The organism is Clostridium estertheticum, from assembly GCF_026650985.1.
Taxonomy (GTDB): Bacteria; Bacillota; Clostridia; order Clostridiales; family Clostridiaceae; genus Clostridium_AD; species Clostridium_AD estertheticum_C.
This window is the reverse complement of record NZ_CP086239.1, coordinates 2,601,036-2,620,581: the sequence shown is the minus strand read 5'-3', so window position 1 is coordinate 2,620,581 and position 19,546 is coordinate 2,601,036. Positions and strand designations below refer to the sequence as shown.

Sequence of the window (19,546 nt, the reverse complement as noted above, 5' to 3'; positions counted from 1 at the left end):
TTGGTTTGAAGTTTATTGCAGGTGTAGATGTAGGTAATTCTACAACAGAAGTAGCTATTGCGGATATTGAAAATGGTCTAAATTTTGTTTCTAGTAGTTTGTCTAAAACTACAGGAATAAAAGGAACTTTAGATAACGTTGTTGGAATTTTAAATTCATTAACTGACGCATGCAAGAAGATTAATATAGAATTATCTGCATTGGATTCCATATGTATCAATGAGGCAACGCCTGTAATAGGTGATGTAGCAATGGAAACAATTACAGAAACAATAATAACTGAGTCAACTATGATTGGACATAATCCAGATACACCAGGTGGGCTAGGTATTGGTATTGGTAAGACTGTGTATATTGATGAAATAGTAAATTTACACAGTATGGAAGATGTAATTTGTATAATTCCAAAGTCAGTAGATTTTGAAACTGCTGCTATGAGAATTAATAATGCACTTGACAATAATGTAAAAATTAATGGACTTATTGTTCAAGCAGATGATGGTGTTATTATTTCTAATAGGCTAAGGAAAGTTATCCCGATTGTTGATGAAGTTTCCCTTATAGAAAAAGTACCTATGGGAATGATAGCAGCTGTCGAGGTAGCGTCGCCAGGTTCTAACATAACAGTACTTTCAAATCCCTATGGCTTAGCTACAATATTTAGCTTAACCCCAGATGAAACAAAGCATATAATTCCTGTTGCAAGGGCTCTGATTGGAAATAAATCAGCTGTTGTAATTAGGACACCAGAGGGAGACGTAAAGGAAAGAACGATCCCTTCTGGTAATCTTATTTTATTTGGAAAACAAGAAAAAAAAGTTGGCATCGAAGAAGGTGCTGTTAAAATAATGAAAGCGCTAAGGGATGCCTGGCCAATAAATGATGTGGTCGGTGAGAGTGGAACAAATGTTGGAGGAATGATTGAAAGAGTTAAGCAGGTCATGGGTCAATTAACTAAGCAAAAAAGCTGCGAAATAAAAATTCAAGATATTCTAGCAGTAGACACGTTTGTACCTCAAAAGGTAAACGGAGGTATAGCAGGAGAGTTTGCTTTAGAAAATGCAGTCGCACTAGCAGCAATGGTTAAAACAAGTAGATTGCCTATGGAAAGTATAGCAAGAAAACTTGAGCAGGAGACAGGTATTAAGGTGATTATTGGTGGAGTTGAAGCAAATATGGCAGTTCTTGGAGCATTAACTACTCCAGGTACGGACAGACCAATGGTAATACTTGATTTAGGTGGGGGATCAACAGACTCTGCATTTATAAGTAAAACAGGAGATGTAAAATCTATTCATCATGCAGGGGCAGGAGAGATGGTAACAATGCTCATAAACTCAGAGCTTGGAATTGATGATTATAACCTGGCTGAGGATATCAAGAAGTATCCTCTTGCGAAAGTTGAAAGCTTATTTAATATAAGGTATGAAGATGGTAGTGTTTGTTTTTTTCAAAAGCCGCTTAGTGCTTCTATATTTGCAAGAAACGTTGTTGTAAAAGAAAATGAGATGGTTCCAGTCCATTCAAAACATTCAATTGATAAAATAAGAATTGTTAGACGCGAAGCTAAAAAGAAGATATTTATAACAAATGTTGTAAGAGCGCTTCAAGACATAGCACCAGGGAATAACCTTCGCGCTATTGAGTTTGTAGTACTCGTTGGTGGATCAGCACTTGATTTTGAAATACCTGAGATGATATCTGATGAGCTTTCTCATTATGGCATAGTTTGTGGAAGCGGTAATATAAGAGCAAAAGAGGGCCCTAGAAATGCAGTAGCAACAGGTCTTGTAATATCTTACTACAATAGCTTGAAAGGAATATAAAATGGAGAATAACAGTAGACCTTGCATTGTTGTTGTTACAGATAAACCAGATATTAATATACTTAAGCATATACTCGCAGGAATTGAAGAAGAAGGTATCCCATATGAAGTTGATGTAGTTAATGGTGATGAACTTTTAAAAATCACTCATAAGGCTGCAGTGTATTCAAGGATGGGGGTCGGGATAGGAATAAAACAAAATAGAGTTTTGCTACACTTTAGCAAACTTAAAATTGATAAACCAATTCTCGACGTCAACTTGAATGAAAATATTAAAGATACTGCAAGAAATATTGGTAATAATGCTGCAAGATTATATAAAATAATGCCTTTTAAAAATATGGGCGAGGGTATTATGTCAGCATTAAACCAGAATTTCAGCAGGGAGGAAAACATATGAGTAAAGAGGCGCTTGGGTTAATTGAAACAGTAGGATTAGCTGCAGCAATTGAAGCAGCGGATACTTGTATGAAATCAGCAAATGTTGAGCTCATAGGGTATGAATTGACTAAAGGTTATGGCATGGTTACAGTTAAGATTAAAGGTGACGTGTCAGCAGTTAAAGCAGCAATTGAGTCGGCTAAAGTAAGTGCATCGGATGTAAATACAGTATATGCAACTCTTGTTATACCAAGACCTGTTGATAAATTAGATTTAATGATTGAATCTAGTAATACTATTGGATTAGAAAATAAATTTGTTGGCAAAAAAGAAACAATAGAAATTCCAGAAGAAATAATAAATGAAGAAGAAGTGAAAATAGTAGAGAAGCAAGCTTTAGTAGAAGAATCAGTTGTAGTTGTTAATTCAATCATTGTGGATGGAGCAGTGCAGGAAACACCAACAGAGGGAATTTGTAATTTATGTTATGACCCTAAATGTAGTAGGAAGAAGGGAATGACTAGAAAGGCATGTATGCATTATAAGGATAGTGAAGGTGATAAGAAATGAATGAATTTGATGATGCTCTTTTAAAGGATATAGTTGAGGAAGTTTCAAGGAAATCATGTATTAAAAATAGAGAATATGTTATTCCGGTTGGAGTGTCAAGTAGGCATATTCATGTGACCAAGGAAGATCTTGAGTTTCTATTTGGAAAAGGATATGAGCTTACTGTAAAAAGCAAAGTTAAACAAATAGGTCAGTTTGCAGCAAATGAAACTGTTACATTAGCAGGACCTAAAGGAAGCTTAATTAAAGTTAGAATACTCGGGCCTATAAGAAAAGAAAGTCAGATTGAAATATCACTTACTGATTCCTATACACTTGGAGTAAAGGCCCCACTTAGAAATTCTTCAGACATAGTAGGGTCAGAAACACTTAGTGTAATTGGACCAAAGGGAATGAAAATTTTTAATGAAAAAGTAATTGTTGCAACTAGGCATGTTCATATGTTACCACGCGACGCAATAAAATTTGGAGTTTCGGATGGTGACTTTGTTGACATTGAAACTAAAGGGCTTAAAGGTATTATTTTGAAAAATGTACTTGTTAGAGTTGGTAATAATTCAGTTTTAGAGGTTCATATAGATACTGATGAGGCAAATGCAGCAGAAATAAAAAATAACGGACTCATTAGGATTGTGGGGTTAAGTAGATAATTATGATGGAGAAAGCAAATGATCTTATATTGCAAATGGAGAAATGTATAGCTAATGAGAATCCAATAAAAGTAGAGGGAAAGCTTAAGGTTGGAGTTGATCTTGGAACTGCGAATATAGTTATTACAGTACTTGATTCTAATGATATTCCGGTTGCAGGAGCAATTTATCCAGCAGATGTTGTACGTGATGGAATAGTTGTTAATTTTGTAGAGGCAGTACAAATTATAAGAAAGCTTAAAGCTCAACTTGAAAAGCAACTTGGGCGTGAGCTTATATATGCAGCAACTGCAATCCCACCAGGAATTATGGAAGGTAATGTACGAGTTATTAAGAATGTAGTTGAAGGTGGGGGTTTTATTGTTACAAATGTACTTGATGAGCCAACGGCGGCAGCTAATATATTAAATATTAACTCTGGAGCAGTTGTGGATATTGGTGGTGGTACTACAGGGATTTCGATATTAAAAGATGGAAAGGTCATCTATAGTGCTGATGAGCCAACAGGTGGAAGACATTTAACACTTGTGACTGCAGGCGCTCTAAACATGGAATATGAAGATGCAGAGAAATATAAAAAAGACACTAACAATTATAATATGGTGTTTACAATGGTTAGGCCAGTAATTGAAAAAATGTCATCAATTATACAAAAACATATAAAAGGTTACAATATCGATACAATATATCTTGTTGGGGGTACTTGTTGCCTTAAGAATATTGAAAAGGTTGTAGAGGAGTACACTGGGGTTAAAACTGTTAAAACGTATAATCCACTTCTAGCAACTCCACTCGGAATTGCAATCAGCGTAAAGTGAGGTGATATAGTTGAATCTTGAGGAGTTAATAAAAGCAATTACAATTCAAGTATTAGGTATGGTTAACAAGAAAGTATTAATTTTTATCTCAGGTGGAGTAGTAAATATTGAAGAAGAGTTTGATGTGCTAAAGGGGTTTAATAATTTAAAGTATAGCGTGATTTTATCAGATACTGCAAAGGAAGTAATTCCTAAGCAATTTATTGAAGGTTTAAATGCAATGTTGATTGAAGATAAAAAATCAATGGTGAAGATTATAAATGAATCAGATTTTATATTAATACCTGTTATGACAAGAAATATACTTGTGAAAACAGCGCTTGGAATTCGAGATACATTTATTACAACAGGAATTTCAGATTCAATTATGAAAAGCAAAAAAATAATTGTAGTAAAGGATAGTTTTGATCCTGATAACCCAGTTAATATTTCACTCGGTTATTCACAAAATGTTTCATATAATGAAATGATAAAAAATCATATAAAAACAATAGAGAGCTTTGGGGTAACATTTATTAATGCAAATGAACTTAAAAAAGCTATAGACGAATTGATTAGAATAGAGGACAAAGTACCGGCACAAATTATTACACATAAAAAGGTTATAAACAAAGAAGAACATATAATTAAAGAAATGGATGAGATTACATTAGAAGGAATTATTACAAAGACTGATTTGCTACCTCTTGGGGGCTGCAGGAATATAAAAATCGCGAAAAAGGCAGTTATTACACCGCTTGCAAAAGATTATATAGATTCAGAAAATATTGAAATAGTTTATCTTGATTAAGGGGTGAGTATATGTTTTTGGCAAAAGTAATTGGGACACTTGTTTCTACAAAAAAAGATGATAGATTGATTGGAAGCAAGCTTTTGATAATTAGAAAAATTAATGAACATGAAGAAGAAGAGAAAGACACATTAGTTGCAGTTGATACAGTAGGTGCAGGAAATGGTGAAATAGTACTTGTAATTACAGGTAGTGGAGCAAGACTTTTAGAAGATAATAAAGATACACCAATTGATACGGCTATAGTAGGGATTGTAGATTACCTTGAAGTAAGTAAATAATAATTTAAACTCCAATAGGAGATGAATTTATGAAAATATATACAAAGACGGGGGATAAAGGTCAAACAAGTTTGCTTGGAGGAAGCAGAACTTCAAAATCTGATTTAAGGGTATGGTCATATGGAACATGCGATAGTGCAAATTCGACCTTAGGTTTTGCAAGAAGTTTTATAAAAGATGAAGAGATAAAGACAATAATATTCAAAATTCAAAAAACACTTTTTGAAGCAGGGGCAGAACTTGCATCGCTTGGTACTGATAAATTTAAGGAAAGAATAGTTAAAGAAGATATAGATTATTTAGAAACAGTAATAGATAAGTTAGACATGATTATCCCAAAGCTTAATAGTTTTATAGTTCCTGGTGGAACAATTGAATCGGGTGCTCTTGATGTAGCAAGAACTAAGGTACGCGAAGCGGAGCGATATATAGTGGAGCTTTGCGAGAGTTATGATGTTAGTGCTAATTTATCAAAGTATTTTAATAGATTATCAGATGTTATATACACTATAGCAAGATATGAGGATTATAAAAATGTATTGGTAAAGGTTAAAGCAAATGTAGCAGAAGCACTAGGTCAAAAAATCTATAGAGAAGGTAGTGAGAAAATGAATAGTGAGCTTAGTGAAAAGATAATAAAAAGTTGTATAAAAAAAGCAATGCAAATAGAAGTTCCAATGGTGATTTGGGTCATGGATGAGCATGGAAACCCTGTAATGTTTGAGAGAATGGATGGATCACTTCTTGCAAGTATTGAAATTGCAAAAGGAAAGGCTTATAGTGCAGTGGCATTTAAGTTACCTACACATGAACTTAATGAACTAGCAAAAAACGGAGAACTTTATGGTATTAATAACCTAGAAAACGTTATTACGTTTGGAGGCGGATATCCGTTAAAGATAAATAATCTTATAGTTGGAGCAGTTGGTGTAAGTGGCGGAACAGTTGCACAAGATATGGAAGTTGCGACCTATGCGGTTAAAAAGTTTGAGGAGATGATAAGTTATGGAGATCAAAAATGATGAAATATCAGCAATGGTTGAAAAAGTACTTCAGGAAATGAACAGGAGAGATCTTAACGTCTCTGAGAGTGATGGTGTTTTTGATGATATGGATGAAGCAATTGAGGCTGCATCAATTGCGCAAAAAGAGCTTATATGTATGAGCATTTCACAAAGAGAAGAGCTTATAGCTGCAATGAGAAAAGCTATACTTGATAACGCTACTAAAATAGCAGCTATTTGCGTTGAAGATACTGGAATGGGAAGAAAAGATCATAAGTATTTAAAACTTAAACTTGTGGCTAATAAAACTCCTGGAACAGAAGTGCTTAAAACAATGGCAATATCAGGTGATAAAGGATTAACACTTATAGAAATGGGACCATTTGGAGTAATTGGTGGAATAACACCTTCAACCAATCCATCAGCAACAGTTATGTGTAACAGTATTGGAATGATTGCATCAGGTAATGCGGCTGTATTTTCTCCACATCCAGGAGCAATAGAAAGTTGTCTTATTTCAGTAAGAGTTCTTAATAAAGCAATAACTGATGCTGGTGGCCCTAGAAATTTAATTACAACGTTAAGGAAACCATCACTTGAAAGTACTGATCTTATGATAAATAATCCTAAAATAAGACTTGTAGTTGCAACTGGTGGACCTTTTATTGTTAAGAAAGTGTTATCATCAGGTAAAAAAGCAATTGGAGCAGGAGCAGGTAATCCGCCTGTAGTTGTTGATGAAACAGCAGATATAGTGAAAGCTGCAAGGGATATAATCGCAGGTTGTTGTTTTGATAACAATCTTCCATGTATAGCAGAAAAGGAAGCAATTGTTGTAGAAAGTGTATATGAAAGATTAATAACAGAGATGCTTAAAAATGGAAATGTATATGAATTAGATGAGCAGCAAAAACAAAAGGTTCTAGATGTAGTAATGAATAAAACCGAAAAGGATGGAAAAATAAAATATGGAGTTAACAAAAACTTTGTTGGTAAAGATGCATCAGTTATTTTAGCAGCAGCTGGAATAGAGGCTCCTAAAGGTGTTGAATGTTTAATTTGTAGAGCTGAGAATTTACATCCATTTGTGCAAGAAGAGTTAATGATGCCAATACTAGCAATTGTTAAAGTTAAAGATGTTGATGAAGCAATAAACACAGCCGTATTAGATGAACATGGGAATCGACATACTGCTATGATGCATTCAAAAAATATTGATAACCTAACTAAGATGTCAAGACTTATAGATACTACGATATTTGTTAAAAATGCACCATCATATGCAGGAATAGGTTTTGGAGGAGAAGGTTGGACAACATTTACAATAGCTGGGCCAACAGGTGAAGGTATTACAAATGCTACATCATTTACTAGGCAGAGAAGATGTACAATGGTTGATTCTTTTAGAATCATATAAGGAGGGTTTAATATGGAATTATTAGACCAAATATATAAAGCCGGAGTTGTAGGAGCAGGGGGAGCTGGCTTCCCAACTCATATTAAATTAAAATGTAATGTTGAATATCTTTTGGTTAATGCAGCAGAATGTGAGCCACTTATTCAAACTGATAAGTATATTATGCGCCATAATGCAGATGAAATAATAAAGTCACTAAGTTTTATGGCACCACTGGTAGGAGCAGATAAAGTTATAATTGCAATTAAAGGAAAATACGAAAGAGAGATACAAGCTCTTCAAAGTGCAATAAAAAAGCTCGACTCAAAAGTTGAACTTTTTTATCTTAAAAGTATTTATCCTGCAGGTGATGAACAAGTTATTGTATATGAAGTTACTGGCAGAGTAATTCCACCTGGAGGAATACCACTAAATGTTGGAGCAGTGGTGTCAAACGTTGCAACAGTGTTAAGTATATATGATGCAACGAGAGGCAAGAGTGTTACCGATAAAATAATTACTGTAACTGGTGAAGTAAATAATCCAACACTATTATCAGTTCCAATTGGAACTCCGGTTTCAAAATGTATAAAAGCTGCAGGTGGTTTAAATATTAAGGATTATTGTGTAATTATGGGCGGTCCTATGATGGGAAGAATTTTAACATCAGATGAAGTAGAGAAAAGAAGTATAACTAAAACTGATGGTGGAATAATAGTACTTCCTGCAGATCATTATATTAAAGAAAGAAAATCATTATCTGTGCAGCACATAATTAATCAAACAAAATCAGCATGTATTCAGTGCTCATATTGCACGCAAATGTGTCCAAGATATTTACTGGGTCATCCACTAAGACCACATAAAATTATGAGGGCAATTTCAATGTCACTCGATCACTCAGAGGAAATTTTTAAAGAAGCCTTAATATGTTCTGAATGTGGAATATGTGAAATGTACGCTTGTCCTATGGGGATATCTCCAAGGCAAGTAAATATAATGATAAAAAATGAGTTAAGACAAAAGGGAGTTAAGTTTAATACAACTTTAAAAATAATCCCAGATGAACAAAGAGATGGCAGGCAAGTCCCTGTATCAAGGCTTGTACAAAGACTTAACTTAGGTAAATATAAAGATATAAAATTTGATGATGACGCAATTGAGGTAAAGGTTAACATTGTGACCATACCATTAAAGCAACATATAGGTAAATCCGCTACTGCAATTGTAGCAGTGGGCGATGAAGTTAATAAAGGACAACTAATTGGCGAAGTTAAGCGGGAGGATATGGGGGCTAATATTCATGCAAGTATTAGTGGAAAAGTTACAAATGTATCTGATTGTATAATTATTGAAAGTAGTGAGGTGATATTATGATTAGATCAATAGCATTAATAGAGCTTAACAGCATAGCAAGAGGAATAGCAGTAGCAGATGTTATGCTAAAGTCTGCAGAGGTAAGACTCTTATTTTCAAAACCTACTTGTCCAGGAAAATTTATAATACTAGTTGCTGGTGAAGTTGGGGCAGTAAAAGCTGCTCAAAAGTCAGGTGTTGATTATGGTGGGCAGTATGTTGTTGATGATGTTTTAATTGCTAATGTGCATCCTGATGTTATTGGCGCTATTAATTGTAATGCAACAATAGATAAAGTAAATGCACTTGGAATATTAGAATTCTTTTCAATAGCAGCGTCCATTGTAGCGGCTGATGCAGCTGCAAAAGCAGCACAAGTTAAATTAATTGAAATAAGACTTGGAATGGGAATTGGTGGTAAATCATATATAACTTTGACAGGTGACGTAAGTTCGGTTAAAGCCGCTGTTGAAGTAGGTGCAAATGCAGTAGCACAAACAGGAATGCTTTTAAATAAAGAAGTTATTGCATCTCCTAAAAAAGAAGTATTTAATAATTTGTTATAGTAAAATAATATTCTAAAATGAGTTATACTGAGCAGAGAAGTTGACGGATTGTTAATTTCTCTGCTAATTTAAATTAATGTTAAAATGAAGGAGGTAATTATTATGTCTAAAATTATTATGTCACCAGGAAGATATATTCAAGGAAGTGGAGAACTTAAAAAAATAAAGGACCATATCGAAGCCTTTGGAAAATCATTTTTAATAATTGGGACAGACAGAGCAATTAAGCAGACTACAAGCACAATTGAAACAAGCTTCAAAGAAAGTGGATGCAAGTTATCCTATGAAACTTTTAATAGAGAATGTTGCGTTGAAGAAATTGAAAGATTAATGAAAGTAGTAAAAGCTTCAAGCTGTGACGTAATTGTTGGCGTAGGTGGAGGAAAAGCTTTTGATACTGCAAAAGCTGTTGCATATTATTGCAAACTTCCAGTAATTATAGTCCCTACAATAGCCGCAACAGATGCACCATGTAGTGCATTATCAGTTATTTATACTAAAGAAGGAGTTTTCTCAAATTACTTATTACTCCCTAAAAATCCTGAAGTCGTATTAGTTGATACTGATATAGTTGCAGAGGCTCCAGTAAGACTTTTAGTAGCTGGAATGGGAGATGCACTTGCTACATATTTTGAAGCAAGAGCTTGCAAGGAAGGAAATAGAGGAAATATGTCAGGTGAAAAAGCAACACTTGCAGCTATGGCATTAGCGAAACTTTGTTATGATACATTATTATCAGATGGAGTACAAGCAATGGTCGCTTGTGAAGGTAATGTGTGTACTAAAGCGGTTGAAAACATAATTGAAGCGAATACTTATCTAAGTGGAATTGGTTTCGAAAGTGGTGGACTTGCAGCAGCGCATGCTATTCATGATGGATTTACAGTACTTGAAAAAACTCACAAGTTATATCATGGTGAAAAAGTAGCATTTGGTGCAATAACAGAATTAGTACTTGAAAATAGACCTCTAGCAGAAATTGAAGAAGCGATATTGTTTTGCAAGAGTGTTGGACTTCCATATACATTTTCAGATTTAGGAGTAGCAGATGCAACGACCAAGGAACTAATGAGTGTAGCTGTTGCATCTTGCGGTTCGGGAGAAACAATGATAAATGAACCATTTGTTGTTACTCCTAGGGATGTTTACGCCGCATTAGTGGCTACAGATGCACTTGGAAAAATGTATAAATAAGAAACATAAATTGCAATAAATCAAGTAGCAATATAAGATGATTTTTCGTTTAAGATAAGAACCTCATACTAAATTTAGTATGAGGTTCTTATCTTATTAAATATTATTTAATACCTGTTAAAGTATATGCAGTATATTCAAACTACATATTAGATAAGAACTCAAAGACTTCACCTAAATCAGGCAATTGAGCCTTAGGGTACACCTTAACCCACGCTACAATACCATTTTCATCTATTATGATATTAGCGCGCTCTGATATACCTTTGTCTTCAATAAAAATTCCATAATCCTGCGCAACCTTACCATGAGGCCAAAAGTCGGAAGGGAGTATTAAATTTTCAAGAAGTAGTGCAGCGGCCCAAGCTTTTTTACATGGAGCAGGATCAACACTAAAAGCAAGTGGGACTGTGTTAAATGTTTGGAATTTACCCCAATTGTTATCAAGGGCTCTTACTTGATCTGTGCAAACAGGGGTCCAGGTAAGAGGATGAAAGGAAAGTAATACTCGTTTACCTTTAAAGTCTGACAAACATACATTTTGGTAATTGTTATCTCTTAATGAAAAATCGGGTGCAATATCTCCTACTTTAATTAATTCCATAATTCACTCTCTTTCATATATATTTTTTAATTGGATTATTTTTATAATTCAATATAATTTATTATGTGCAACATAGAGATATTTATTTGAATTATTTTTACTATTATTTGTAAGAATTAAATCATCTCCTGGGTCGCTGCAATAGCTTCACAGAAGATGCATTGACGATTTCAGAAGGAGATTTATAATCCAACTGAAGTTTTCTATTTGTTAGGGTAGATATCCTCTGGGTAGATCTCTGGGGTATATAACAATTCTCAATTGTTATCCTCCCACTTATAGAAGTGGGAGACTTTCCTTTTGAAATGTCATTAAATCCTAGTATAATACATATGATCAATAAAGGATCAACATCTGTATTCATGTTGTTAATTTATTCATCATATGGTATATTATTTTATATAGACATTTTCATCCATCAGTTAATTACATTGTTTTGCAGTAATGTAATAGATGATGATGGTCAAATGCCTATTTTTTGTTATGATTTCAATTTATTAAAATATACTATATGAATACAATTAATTATAAAATACATAAATAAAATATACTCAAAGCTAAATATAAAAATTAAATGCAGATGGCTTTAAGGGTCTATTTAAAACAAGATAATAAGTAGAGGAGATAAAATATGATTGGAGTATCTAAATTATTATGTGGGGCTGTAAATTTTGGGGACAAATTAAGATATGTGAGCGGCGCAAGCCTTCAAAAAAATGGTGTTAGTGCTGGCCGTGGACCTGTTGTTGTATGGAATTGTACGAAAACTTGTAATTTAAAGTGTATACATTGTTATGCGAATTCAGACAGTAAAAAATATCAAGATGAGTTAAGCACTAAAGAAGCGCTATCTCTTATTGACGATTTTCATGATTTTAAAGTGCCAGTAATATTGTTTTCAGGAGGGGAACCTTTACTTCGTGAAGATCTATTTGAGCTAATAAAGCATGCGGGAGAGCATAAGATAAGAAGCACTATTTCTACTAATGGTACGCTTATTGACAAGGAGGTTGCAAGAAAAATTAAACAAAGTGAAGTAGGTTATGTAGGAATTAGCTTAGATGGTATTGGCTCAAGGCATGATGAATTTAGACGTACTAAAGGTTGTTTTGACAAAGCTTTAAATGGAATAAGAAATTGTAGGGACGTTAATCAGAAAGTGGGAGTAAGATTTACTATAAACAGCCACAATTATGATCAATTGGAGGACATATTCCATTTAATTAAAGAAGAAAAAATAAATCGTGTATGTTTTTATCATCTTGTTTATTCTGGAAGAGGAAGCGAGATGATGAAGGAAGATACATCCCACGCACAGTCCAGAGCTGCAATGGATTTAATAATGGAAAAGGCTATAGAACTCGGGGATAAAGTTGAAATTCTCACTGTAGATAATCATGCTGATACGGTTTACCTTTATTTACAAGCATTAAAAAAATACCCTCATTTAGCTGATAATATATTAAAATTGATGGAGATGAATGGCGGAAATAGGTCGGGTATTGCTATTTCGAATGTTGATTACCTAGGAAATATACATGCGGATCAGTTTACTCCACAATATACTTTTGGGAACGTTAAAGAAAGAGCGTTTAAAGAAATTTGGGAAGATACAACAAGTCCAATTATGAAGGGATTAAAGGATAGAAAAAATTTGCTTAAGGGTAGATGTAGTAAATGTAAATGGTTAAGCGTATGCAATGGTAATTTTAGGACAAGAGCTGAATCAGTGACGGGAGATTTTTGGGCATCGGATCCAGCATGTTATTTGAGTAATAAAGAAATTGGTGTAGAAGATGAAATTGGATTAGTTTAAAAAGGGTTAGACAAGATGGTAGGGGGAATAAAATATGATCATGTCATGGAATACAACTAATAAATGCAATATGTATTGTAAACATTGTTATAGAGAGGCAGGTATTCAAGCTGAGCATGAATTAAATACCGCTGAGGGTAAATCATTAATAGAGGAAGTGGCGAAGGCAGGATTTAAAATAATGGTATTTTCAGGAGGAGAGCCCTTAGTAAGGCCTGACATTTATGACTTAATAAAGCACGCAGTGAAAGTTGGATTAAGGCCGGTTCTTGGGAGTAATGGAACGCTTATAACTAAAAGAGCTGCTATGGAGTTGAAAAATGCAGGAGTTATGGGTATAGGAATTAGTTTAGACAGTCTTAATCCTAAAAAGCATGATGAATTTCGAAGTTACACAGGTGGATGGAGAGAAGCTGTAATTGGTATGAAAAACTGTAGAGAGGTCGGACTTAATTTCCAAATACATACAACGGTAATGAATTGGAATAAGGATGAAATACTTGATATAACCGATTTTGCGATTGGAATGGGAGCTGTAGCTCATCATACTTTTTTCTTAGTACCAACAGGGAGAGGAGCAGATATTGAAGAAGAATCATTAAATCCAGAGCAATATGAGTCGTTATTAAAGGATATAATGTTAAAACAAAAGGATGTAAACATAGAGCTAAAACCTACCTGTGCACCTGAGTTTATGAGAATTGCTAAGGAAATGGGAATGAACCCCAGGTTTAGTCGCGGGTGCTTAGCAGGAACTAGTTATTGTATTATTAGTCCTAGTGGAGATGTGCAGCCTTGTGCATATCTAAATATTCCAATTGGAAATGTACGAGAGACACCTTTTAGTGAAATTTGGAGAGATAATCATATATTTAAAGAATTAAGAACTATGAATTACAAAGGTAAGTGTGGGAGTTGCAACTATAAAAAAGACTGCGGTGGATGTCGCGCTCGCGTTGCATATTATAATGATGGAGATTACATGGCAGGTGAAGAATGGTGTTCATATTCTAACGATGATATAGGAAATATAAATTAATGGATAAAATAAATAAAAATTTACTTAATTTGATTCAGTCTAATTTCCCAATAGAATCAAGACCTTTCTTAAAAATTGCAAATGAGCTAAATATTTCAGAAAATCAGGTTATTGATATGATTAAGGACCTTAAAAATGATGGATATATTAAACGAATAGGTGGAATTTTTGATTCAAGAAAATTAGGGTATTCTAGTACCCTATGTGCAATAAAAGTTCCCTTAGATAGGATTACTGAAGTAGCAGATATTATAAATAGTTATAATGGAGTTACTCATAATTATATTAGAAATCATTCATACAATATGTGGTTTACAGTGATTGCTCCTTCAATAGTTGAGGTTAAAGAGTTCTTAAATGACATTAAGATTAAAACAGATATTAATGATATAATTGAGCTCCCTGTAGTGAATTTATTTAAAATTAATGTTGTTTTCAATATTAAGGAGTGATTATATATGTTAAGCTGTTTAGATATAAAAATTATTCGTATAATTCAAGAAGACCTGCCATTGGTACCAGAACCTTATAAAGAAATAGCTCAGGAAATTGGAATTACAGAAAATGAATTAATAGATAAAATTAAGGAATATTGTAGAAATGGTATTATTCGAAGATTTGGCACTATCTTAAATCATAGAAATGTTGGATTTAAGGCAAATGCAATGGTTGTGTGGATAGTTCCTAAAGAGCGAATTAAAGATGTTAGTAAAATCATGATATTATTTCCCCAGGTTAGTCATTGCTATCAGAGGTCTACATTTCCAGGGTGGCCGTATAATGTTTTTACAATGGTTCATGGAGAAACGAAGCAGGAATGCGAAAAAGTAGTTATGGCAATTGCAGAGGCGGTTAATATTAACGAATACGATTTGTTGTATAGTAGTAAAGAACTTAAAAAGGTTAGCATGAAATATTTTATAGAAAAATAATTTTAAATAGTATTAAAAAATCGTTGTTACATATGTGTAATAACGATTTTTTTATTATTTATGTGAGACCATTAAATTTTATTATGTTAAGGAGAATATATACAAATTATCAAAATAATATTAAGGTTGTGTATGTAATGAACGATATATCATTGTGTTAGTAAATGTATTACTAAAATCTTATGAAAATTAAATATAGTAGACAAATATGGAGATTATTGTATTGCTGTAAAGAGGTTTATTTCATCAATTAAAGCAATATATTATTTGAGGAGTGTAGATTAATGAAATTTTTTAATAATTTAAAAATGATTCAGAAATTAGTATCATCATTTTTACTTGTAGCAGTATTCCTAGGGTTAGTTGGATTTATTGGAACATATAATATGAAGAATATTAATACAAATGTTAAGGATATTTATAATGATGATTTGATAGGTGTTAAAGACTTAATTAGTATTAAGGCTAATTTACTACAAGTAAAAAGCGATACATTGTTAATTCTTGACCAAAAAAATAAAAATGATATACAAACACACAAAGATGATGTAACTAATATGAAAAATGTTACTATCATTCTTATCGCTGAGTATAAAGAAACGGTAAATACAGATCTAGAAAAAACTCAATTTGCTGAATTTGAAAAATTAATGACGGAATATCGTATTGCAAGAGATGAATTAATTGAAAAGGCAGTTTTAGGAGATTATAGAAAAGCATATGAACTCTTACCTGCTGCTGATAAAATAAGAGATGATATGTTAATGAGTTTAGATAAAGAATTGAAATTAAATGTCGATAAGGCAAAAGTTGATTATGATAAAAGTCAGTCATCATATAAAAGCGCATCAGTTCAAATTAATATAGTGATTGCCATAGGATTATTGGTTGCTATAGCACTCGGGTTAATAATTGGAATTGCAATATCAAGACGATTAAAGAAAGTATTAGTAGTTGCACAGGCTCTTGGAGAAAATGATTTATCAAAAACCGTTGATATTGAGAGTAATGATGAAATTGGTGTTTTATCAAAAGCTTTAAATAAATCTGTAGTTAACTTAAAGAGCTTAGTTTCTGGAATATCAGAAAGTGCTACTGATATTAGCGCTACTAGCGAGGAACTATCTGCTACAACAGAGGAAATATCGGCAAAAATGGACATTGTTAATGAATCAGTAAAGCAAGTATCGATAGGTTCAGAACAGTTAAGTGCCACAACGCAGGAAGTAAATGCTACTACAGAAAGTATTGCAGAAAATGTGTCGGATGTAACTTTAAGGGCAAATAAAGCAGTTGAAATCGCAAGTGATATAGAAGTAAAAGCAGAAAAAGTTAGAGAAAGAGCTGAAATTAGTGCTAATAATACGAACAAGTTATATGATGAGAAACAGGAAAGTATATTAAAAGCAATTGAAGATGGAAAAGTTGTTAGTGAAGTTAAAATAATGGCTGATGAAATAGAAAATATTGCAAGTCAGACAAACCTTCTTGCACTAAATGCGGCGATTGAGGCAGCAAGGGCAGGGGAACAAGGTAAAGGATTTGCAGTAGTTGCTGATGAAGTAAGAAAATTAGCTGAGGATTCATCAGATGCAGTTCAAAGGATTCAAGAGGTAACTTTAAGAGTTGAGGAGGCTTTTAGGAACATTTCTAGTAATGCTCAGGAAGTATTAGGTTTTATGGAGAATAAAGTTAAACCTGATTATAAATTATTTGTAGATACAGGTAAACAGTATGGTGAAGATGCAGTAGTGTTTAATAAGATATCTTCGAATATTGGAATTTCAATGGATACAGTAAATGAGACTGTGTCAGAAATTAAAAAGGCAATCGAAAATGTATCGGCTACAGCAGAGCAGTCAGTAGCTAGTACAGAAGAAATACTTGCAAGTGTTAACGAATCTGTTATGGCTATTGGGGAGATAACAAAAGCTTCTCAAGATCAGGCCATACTTGCAGAAAAGCTAAATAGTATGGTTCAAAAATTCAAATTGTAAATAAAATATTAGGAGAACAAGTTAGAAGAAAATGATATAAGTGAATTTTGCCATATGGAGTAGACAAATAAAGTCTACTCTATATGGCATTTTTTTATTGTTTTCAAACACATACATTGTAAATTTTCTATATAAAGCGTGTATTTTAACATATCATTTGAAAGACATTTTGAAAACATTTCTTATATTATTAAATTTTGTTAAAGTTAAACATAAATGTAACGATTATATGATATAATTAGTAAAATTTTTAATGATATTTAAAAATTTAAATATAAAAATATAAAAATATGAAAGGTTATAAATGTATATCTACCACAAAAAATTCAAAAAAATCAATCAGTGTAGTGTGTGCTACGTTAGATTAATCAGGAGTGATTGTTAATGAAATTCTTTAATAATTTAAAAATGATTCAAAAATTGGTATCAGCATTTGTTTTAATTGCATTGTTTATAGGTGTTGTCGGGTTTATAGGAATGTCTAATATGAGCAAGATAGATGTAAATCTAAAAAGTATTTACAATGATGATTTAAAAGGTGTTGAGGATGTTGTCAACATAAAGGCTAATCTATTAGAAATTAGAGGAGATTTATTGTTGATTGTTGATCCTTTAAATAAAAATAATTTATTAATAAATACAGGTAATGTTGCGGGGATTGAGGCCGTTAATAATAGGCTTATAACAAGTTATAAGCCTATTATTAAAACAAAATTGGGTAAGGAACAATTCATAAAATTTGAAAGCCAACTCCAGAATTATACTGCAGGCTATAATGAATTAATTAAACAAGCTAATGCAAGTGATTTTAAAAAAGCAAATTCACTTGTTGCAGGTCTTGAAACAAGTAGGACAGAGATGGTTACAACTATACAGAGTCAGTTAGATTTAACTAAAAATTTAGCAAAAGTTGATTATAATAATAGTCAAATATCATATAATAGCTCATATGTTAAAATTACAATAATAACTGTGCTAGGCTTATTTGTCGCAATTGCACTTGGGTTAGCAATTGCTATTTCAATATCAAGGAGGATAAAGAAGGTTGTGATTGTAGCTGAATCACTTTGCGAAAATGATTTATCAAAAACTGTTGATATTGACAATAATGATGAAATTGGTATTTTAGCAAAAGCTTTAAACAAGGCGGTATTGAATTTAAAAACATTGATTTCTGAAATATCAGAAAGTGCTACTGATATTAGCGCTAACAGCGAGGAACTATCTGCTACAACAGAGGAAATATCGGCAAAAATGGATCTTGTTAATGAATCAGTAAGACAAGTGTCTATAGGTGCAGAACAGTTAAGTGCAACGGCCGAAGAGGTAAATGCGACAACAGAAAGCATTGCGGAGAATGTGACGGGTGTAACTTTAAGAGCAAACAATGGAACAAAGATTGCAAGTGACATAGGCATAAAAGCTGAGAAAATCATGAAAAATGCAGAGGACAGTAATATTAATGCAAAAAAATTAGGTGAAGAGAAACAAGAAAAAATATTAAAAGCAATTGAAGAAGGAAAGGTTGTAAGTGAAGTTAAGATAATGGCAGATGAAATAGCAAGCATAGCAAGTCAGACAAATCTTCTTGCACTTAATGCAGCTATTGAAGCAGCAAGAGCCGGAGAACAAGGTAAGGGGTTTGCTGTGGTTGCAGATGAAGTTAGAAAATTAGCAGAAGATTCATCAGCTGCAGTTCAAAAAATTCAAGAGGTAACTTTAAGAGTTGAAGCTGCATTTCAGAATCTTTCAAGTAATGCACAAGAGGTGCTGAATTATCTTATTATTACAGTTACACCTGATTATATATCGTTTGTAGATACAGGTAAACAATATGGCACAGATGCCGCAATATTTAATGAGTTATCCTCCGATATAGGAACTTCAATGAATATTGTAAATGAAACTGTGTCAGAAATTAAAAAAGCAATTGAAAATGTATCGGCTACAGCAGAGGAATCAGTAGCTAGTACAGAAGAAATATTGGCAAGTGTTAACGAATCGGTTATGGCCATTGGGGAAATAACAAAAGCTTCTCAAGATCAGGCAATACTAGCTGAAAAATTAAATAGTATGGTTCAAAAATTCAAGCTATAAAACTAATATAAGTGAATTTTACCATATAGAGTAGACAAATAAAGTCTAAGCTATATGGTATTTTTTTATTGTTTTTATATGTATATATTGTAGCATTTTGTATAAAAATAGGATTTTAACAATATCATTTGGAAGCTTTTAATATATTATTAAATTTTGTTAAAGTTAAATGCAAATGGAACGATTATATTAGTGACTTAGAAAAAGTTTTAATGATATTTGACAATTA

19 protein-coding genes are annotated in these 19,546 nt (G+C 32.8%); 18 read left to right on the top strand and 1 reads right to left on the bottom strand.

The genetic code is table 11. The features are described from left to right. The first annotated feature begins 5 nt into the window (after positions 1–5). The 12 genes from LL038_RS12545 to LL038_RS12490 all read left to right on the top strand — a co-directional run bounded on the left by LL038_RS12545 (position 6) and on the right by LL038_RS12490 (position 10,832). Positions 6–1,826, top strand: a complete 1,821-nt coding sequence (locus LL038_RS12545) for a diol dehydratase reactivase subunit alpha (RefSeq protein WP_216120118.1) — start codon at positions 6–8, stop codon at positions 1,824–1,826. Between the two features lies 1 nt (position 1,827). Continuing rightward, positions 1,828–2,226 carry a glycerol dehydratase reactivase beta/small subunit family protein gene (locus LL038_RS12540; RefSeq protein WP_216120120.1) on the top strand — a complete coding sequence of 133 codons (399 nt, stop codon included), beginning with the start codon at positions 1,828–1,830 and terminating at the stop codon, positions 2,224–2,226. Next, positions 2,223–2,777 (top strand): BMC domain-containing protein, encoded by a 555-nt coding sequence (locus LL038_RS25575; RefSeq protein ID WP_216120122.1) that lies wholly within the window; start codon positions 2,223–2,225, stop codon positions 2,775–2,777. The genes LL038_RS12540 and LL038_RS25575 overlap by 4 nt, the downstream gene beginning before the upstream one ends. Next, positions 2,774–3,427, top strand: coding sequence for a phosphate propanoyltransferase (locus LL038_RS12530; protein WP_216120124.1), 654 nt, complete (start codon positions 2,774–2,776; stop codon positions 3,425–3,427). The genes LL038_RS25575 and LL038_RS12530 overlap by 4 nt, the downstream gene beginning before the upstream one ends. Positions 3,428–3,429: 2 nt before the next feature. Next, on the top strand, positions 3,430–4,245 hold the full coding sequence (eutJ, locus tag LL038_RS12525) for an ethanolamine utilization protein EutJ (protein WP_309245019.1): 816 nt from the start codon (positions 3,430–3,432) through the stop codon (positions 4,243–4,245). A 10-nt stretch (positions 4,246–4,255) separates the two neighbouring features. Next, the gene (locus LL038_RS12520; RefSeq protein ID WP_216120125.1) at positions 4,256–5,035 is read left to right on the top strand and encodes a flavoprotein; all 780 of its coding nucleotides are present in this window, start codon (positions 4,256–4,258) and stop codon (positions 5,033–5,035) included. A gap of 11 nt (positions 5,036–5,046) precedes the next feature. Beyond that, positions 5,047–5,316, top strand: coding sequence for a EutN/CcmL family microcompartment protein (locus tag LL038_RS12515; RefSeq protein WP_171297613.1), 270 nt, complete (start codon positions 5,047–5,049; stop codon positions 5,314–5,316). Between the two features lie 29 nt (positions 5,317–5,345). Then, complete coding sequence (locus LL038_RS12510) at positions 5,346–6,338, top strand: cob(I)yrinic acid a,c-diamide adenosyltransferase (RefSeq protein ID WP_216120127.1); 993 nt, start codon at positions 5,346–5,348, stop codon at positions 6,336–6,338. Further along, complete coding sequence (locus tag LL038_RS12505) at positions 6,322–7,737, top strand: aldehyde dehydrogenase family protein (RefSeq protein ID WP_216120129.1); 1,416 nt, start codon at positions 6,322–6,324, stop codon at positions 7,735–7,737. The genes LL038_RS12510 and LL038_RS12505 overlap by 17 nt, the downstream gene beginning before the upstream one ends. Positions 7,738–7,749: 12 nt before the next feature. Beyond that, complete coding sequence (locus tag LL038_RS12500) at positions 7,750–9,093, top strand: 4Fe-4S dicluster domain-containing protein (protein WP_216120131.1); 1,344 nt, start codon at positions 7,750–7,752, stop codon at positions 9,091–9,093. After that, positions 9,090–9,638: a BMC domain-containing protein gene (locus tag LL038_RS12495; protein ID WP_216120133.1), complete on the top strand. Its 549-nt coding sequence runs from the start codon at positions 9,090–9,092 to the stop codon at positions 9,636–9,638. Before LL038_RS12500 ends, LL038_RS12495 begins: the two co-directional genes overlap by 4 nt. A 102-nt stretch (positions 9,639–9,740) precedes the next feature. Beyond that, positions 9,741–10,832, top strand: a complete 1,092-nt coding sequence (locus LL038_RS12490) for a glycerol dehydrogenase (RefSeq protein WP_216120135.1) — start codon at positions 9,741–9,743, stop codon at positions 10,830–10,832. Between the two features lie 142 nt (positions 10,833–10,974). On the opposite strand, the gene LL038_RS12485 is transcribed toward LL038_RS12490, so the two are convergent. Further along, positions 10,975–11,436 carry a redoxin domain-containing protein gene (locus LL038_RS12485; RefSeq protein ID WP_216120137.1) on the bottom strand — a complete coding sequence of 154 codons (462 nt, stop codon included), beginning with the start codon at positions 11,434–11,436 and terminating at the stop codon, positions 10,975–10,977. A gap of 631 nt (positions 11,437–12,067) precedes the next feature. Here LL038_RS12485 and nirJ1 point away from each other — a divergent pair. From nirJ1 to LL038_RS12455, 6 genes are all read left to right on the top strand, one after another. Further along, positions 12,068–13,252, top strand: a complete 1,185-nt coding sequence (gene nirJ1 / locus LL038_RS12480; protein ID WP_216120139.1) for a putative heme d1 biosynthesis radical SAM protein NirJ1 — start codon at positions 12,068–12,070, stop codon at positions 13,250–13,252. A gap of 34 nt (positions 13,253–13,286) precedes the next feature. Then, complete coding sequence (gene nirJ2, locus LL038_RS12475) at positions 13,287–14,291, top strand: putative heme d1 biosynthesis radical SAM protein NirJ2 (RefSeq protein ID WP_216120141.1); 1,005 nt, start codon at positions 13,287–13,289, stop codon at positions 14,289–14,291. After that, entirely contained in the window at positions 14,291–14,743 is a 453-nt protein-coding gene (locus tag LL038_RS12470) for an Lrp/AsnC family transcriptional regulator (protein WP_216120143.1), read from the top strand. The genes nirJ2 and LL038_RS12470 overlap by 1 nt, the downstream gene beginning before the upstream one ends. A 6-nt stretch (positions 14,744–14,749) precedes the next feature. Beyond that, positions 14,750–15,223, top strand: coding sequence for an Lrp/AsnC family transcriptional regulator (locus LL038_RS12465; RefSeq protein ID WP_216120145.1), 474 nt, complete (start codon positions 14,750–14,752; stop codon positions 15,221–15,223). 284 nt (positions 15,224–15,507) lie between these two features. Beyond that, complete coding sequence (locus LL038_RS12460) at positions 15,508–17,220, top strand: methyl-accepting chemotaxis protein (RefSeq protein WP_216120146.1); 1,713 nt, start codon at positions 15,508–15,510, stop codon at positions 17,218–17,220. Positions 17,221–17,604: 384 nt separating this feature from the next. Next, entirely contained in the window at positions 17,605–19,317 is a 1,713-nt protein-coding gene (locus LL038_RS12455; RefSeq protein ID WP_216120149.1) for a methyl-accepting chemotaxis protein, read from the top strand. The last annotated feature ends 229 nt before the right edge of the window (positions 19,318–19,546 follow it).

Excerpts from the sequence above, each read along its gene's own strand:
- LL038_RS12540 (WP_216120120.1), top strand. The coding sequence starts at position 1,828 with ATGGAGAATAACAGTAGACCTTGCATTGTTGTTGTTACAGATAAACCA.
- LL038_RS25575 (WP_216120122.1), top strand. The coding sequence starts at position 2,223 with ATGAGTAAAGAGGCGCTTGGGTTAATTGAAACAGTAGGATTAGCTGCA.
- LL038_RS12530 (WP_216120124.1), top strand. The coding sequence starts at position 2,774 with ATGAATGAATTTGATGATGCTCTTTTAAAGGATATAGTTGAGGAAGTT.
- eutJ (WP_309245019.1), top strand. The coding sequence starts at position 3,430 with ATGATGGAGAAAGCAAATGATCTTATATTGCAAATGGAGAAATGTATA.
- LL038_RS12515 (WP_171297613.1), top strand. The coding sequence starts at position 5,047 with ATGTTTTTGGCAAAAGTAATTGGGACACTTGTTTCTACAAAAAAAGAT.
- LL038_RS12510 (WP_216120127.1), top strand. The coding sequence starts at position 5,346 with ATGAAAATATATACAAAGACGGGGGATAAAGGTCAAACAAGTTTGCTT.
- LL038_RS12505 (WP_216120129.1), top strand. The coding sequence starts at position 6,322 with ATGGAGATCAAAAATGATGAAATATCAGCAATGGTTGAAAAAGTACTT.
- LL038_RS12500 (WP_216120131.1), top strand. The coding sequence starts at position 7,750 with ATGGAATTATTAGACCAAATATATAAAGCCGGAGTTGTAGGAGCAGGG.
- LL038_RS12495 (WP_216120133.1), top strand. The coding sequence starts at position 9,090 with ATGATTAGATCAATAGCATTAATAGAGCTTAACAGCATAGCAAGAGGA.
- LL038_RS12490 (WP_216120135.1), top strand. The coding sequence starts at position 9,741 with ATGTCTAAAATTATTATGTCACCAGGAAGATATATTCAAGGAAGTGGA.
- LL038_RS12485 (WP_216120137.1), bottom strand. The coding sequence starts at position 11,436 with ATGGAATTAATTAAAGTAGGAGATATTGCACCCGATTTTTCATTAAGA.
- nirJ1 (WP_216120139.1), top strand. The coding sequence starts at position 12,068 with ATGATTGGAGTATCTAAATTATTATGTGGGGCTGTAAATTTTGGGGAC.
- nirJ2 (WP_216120141.1), top strand. The coding sequence starts at position 13,287 with ATGATCATGTCATGGAATACAACTAATAAATGCAATATGTATTGTAAA.
- LL038_RS12470 (WP_216120143.1), top strand. The coding sequence starts at position 14,291 with ATGGATAAAATAAATAAAAATTTACTTAATTTGATTCAGTCTAATTTC.
- LL038_RS12465 (WP_216120145.1), top strand. The coding sequence starts at position 14,750 with ATGTTAAGCTGTTTAGATATAAAAATTATTCGTATAATTCAAGAAGAC.
- LL038_RS12460 (WP_216120146.1), top strand. The coding sequence starts at position 15,508 with ATGAAATTTTTTAATAATTTAAAAATGATTCAGAAATTAGTATCATCA.
- LL038_RS12455 (WP_216120149.1), top strand. The coding sequence starts at position 17,605 with ATGAAATTCTTTAATAATTTAAAAATGATTCAAAAATTGGTATCAGCA.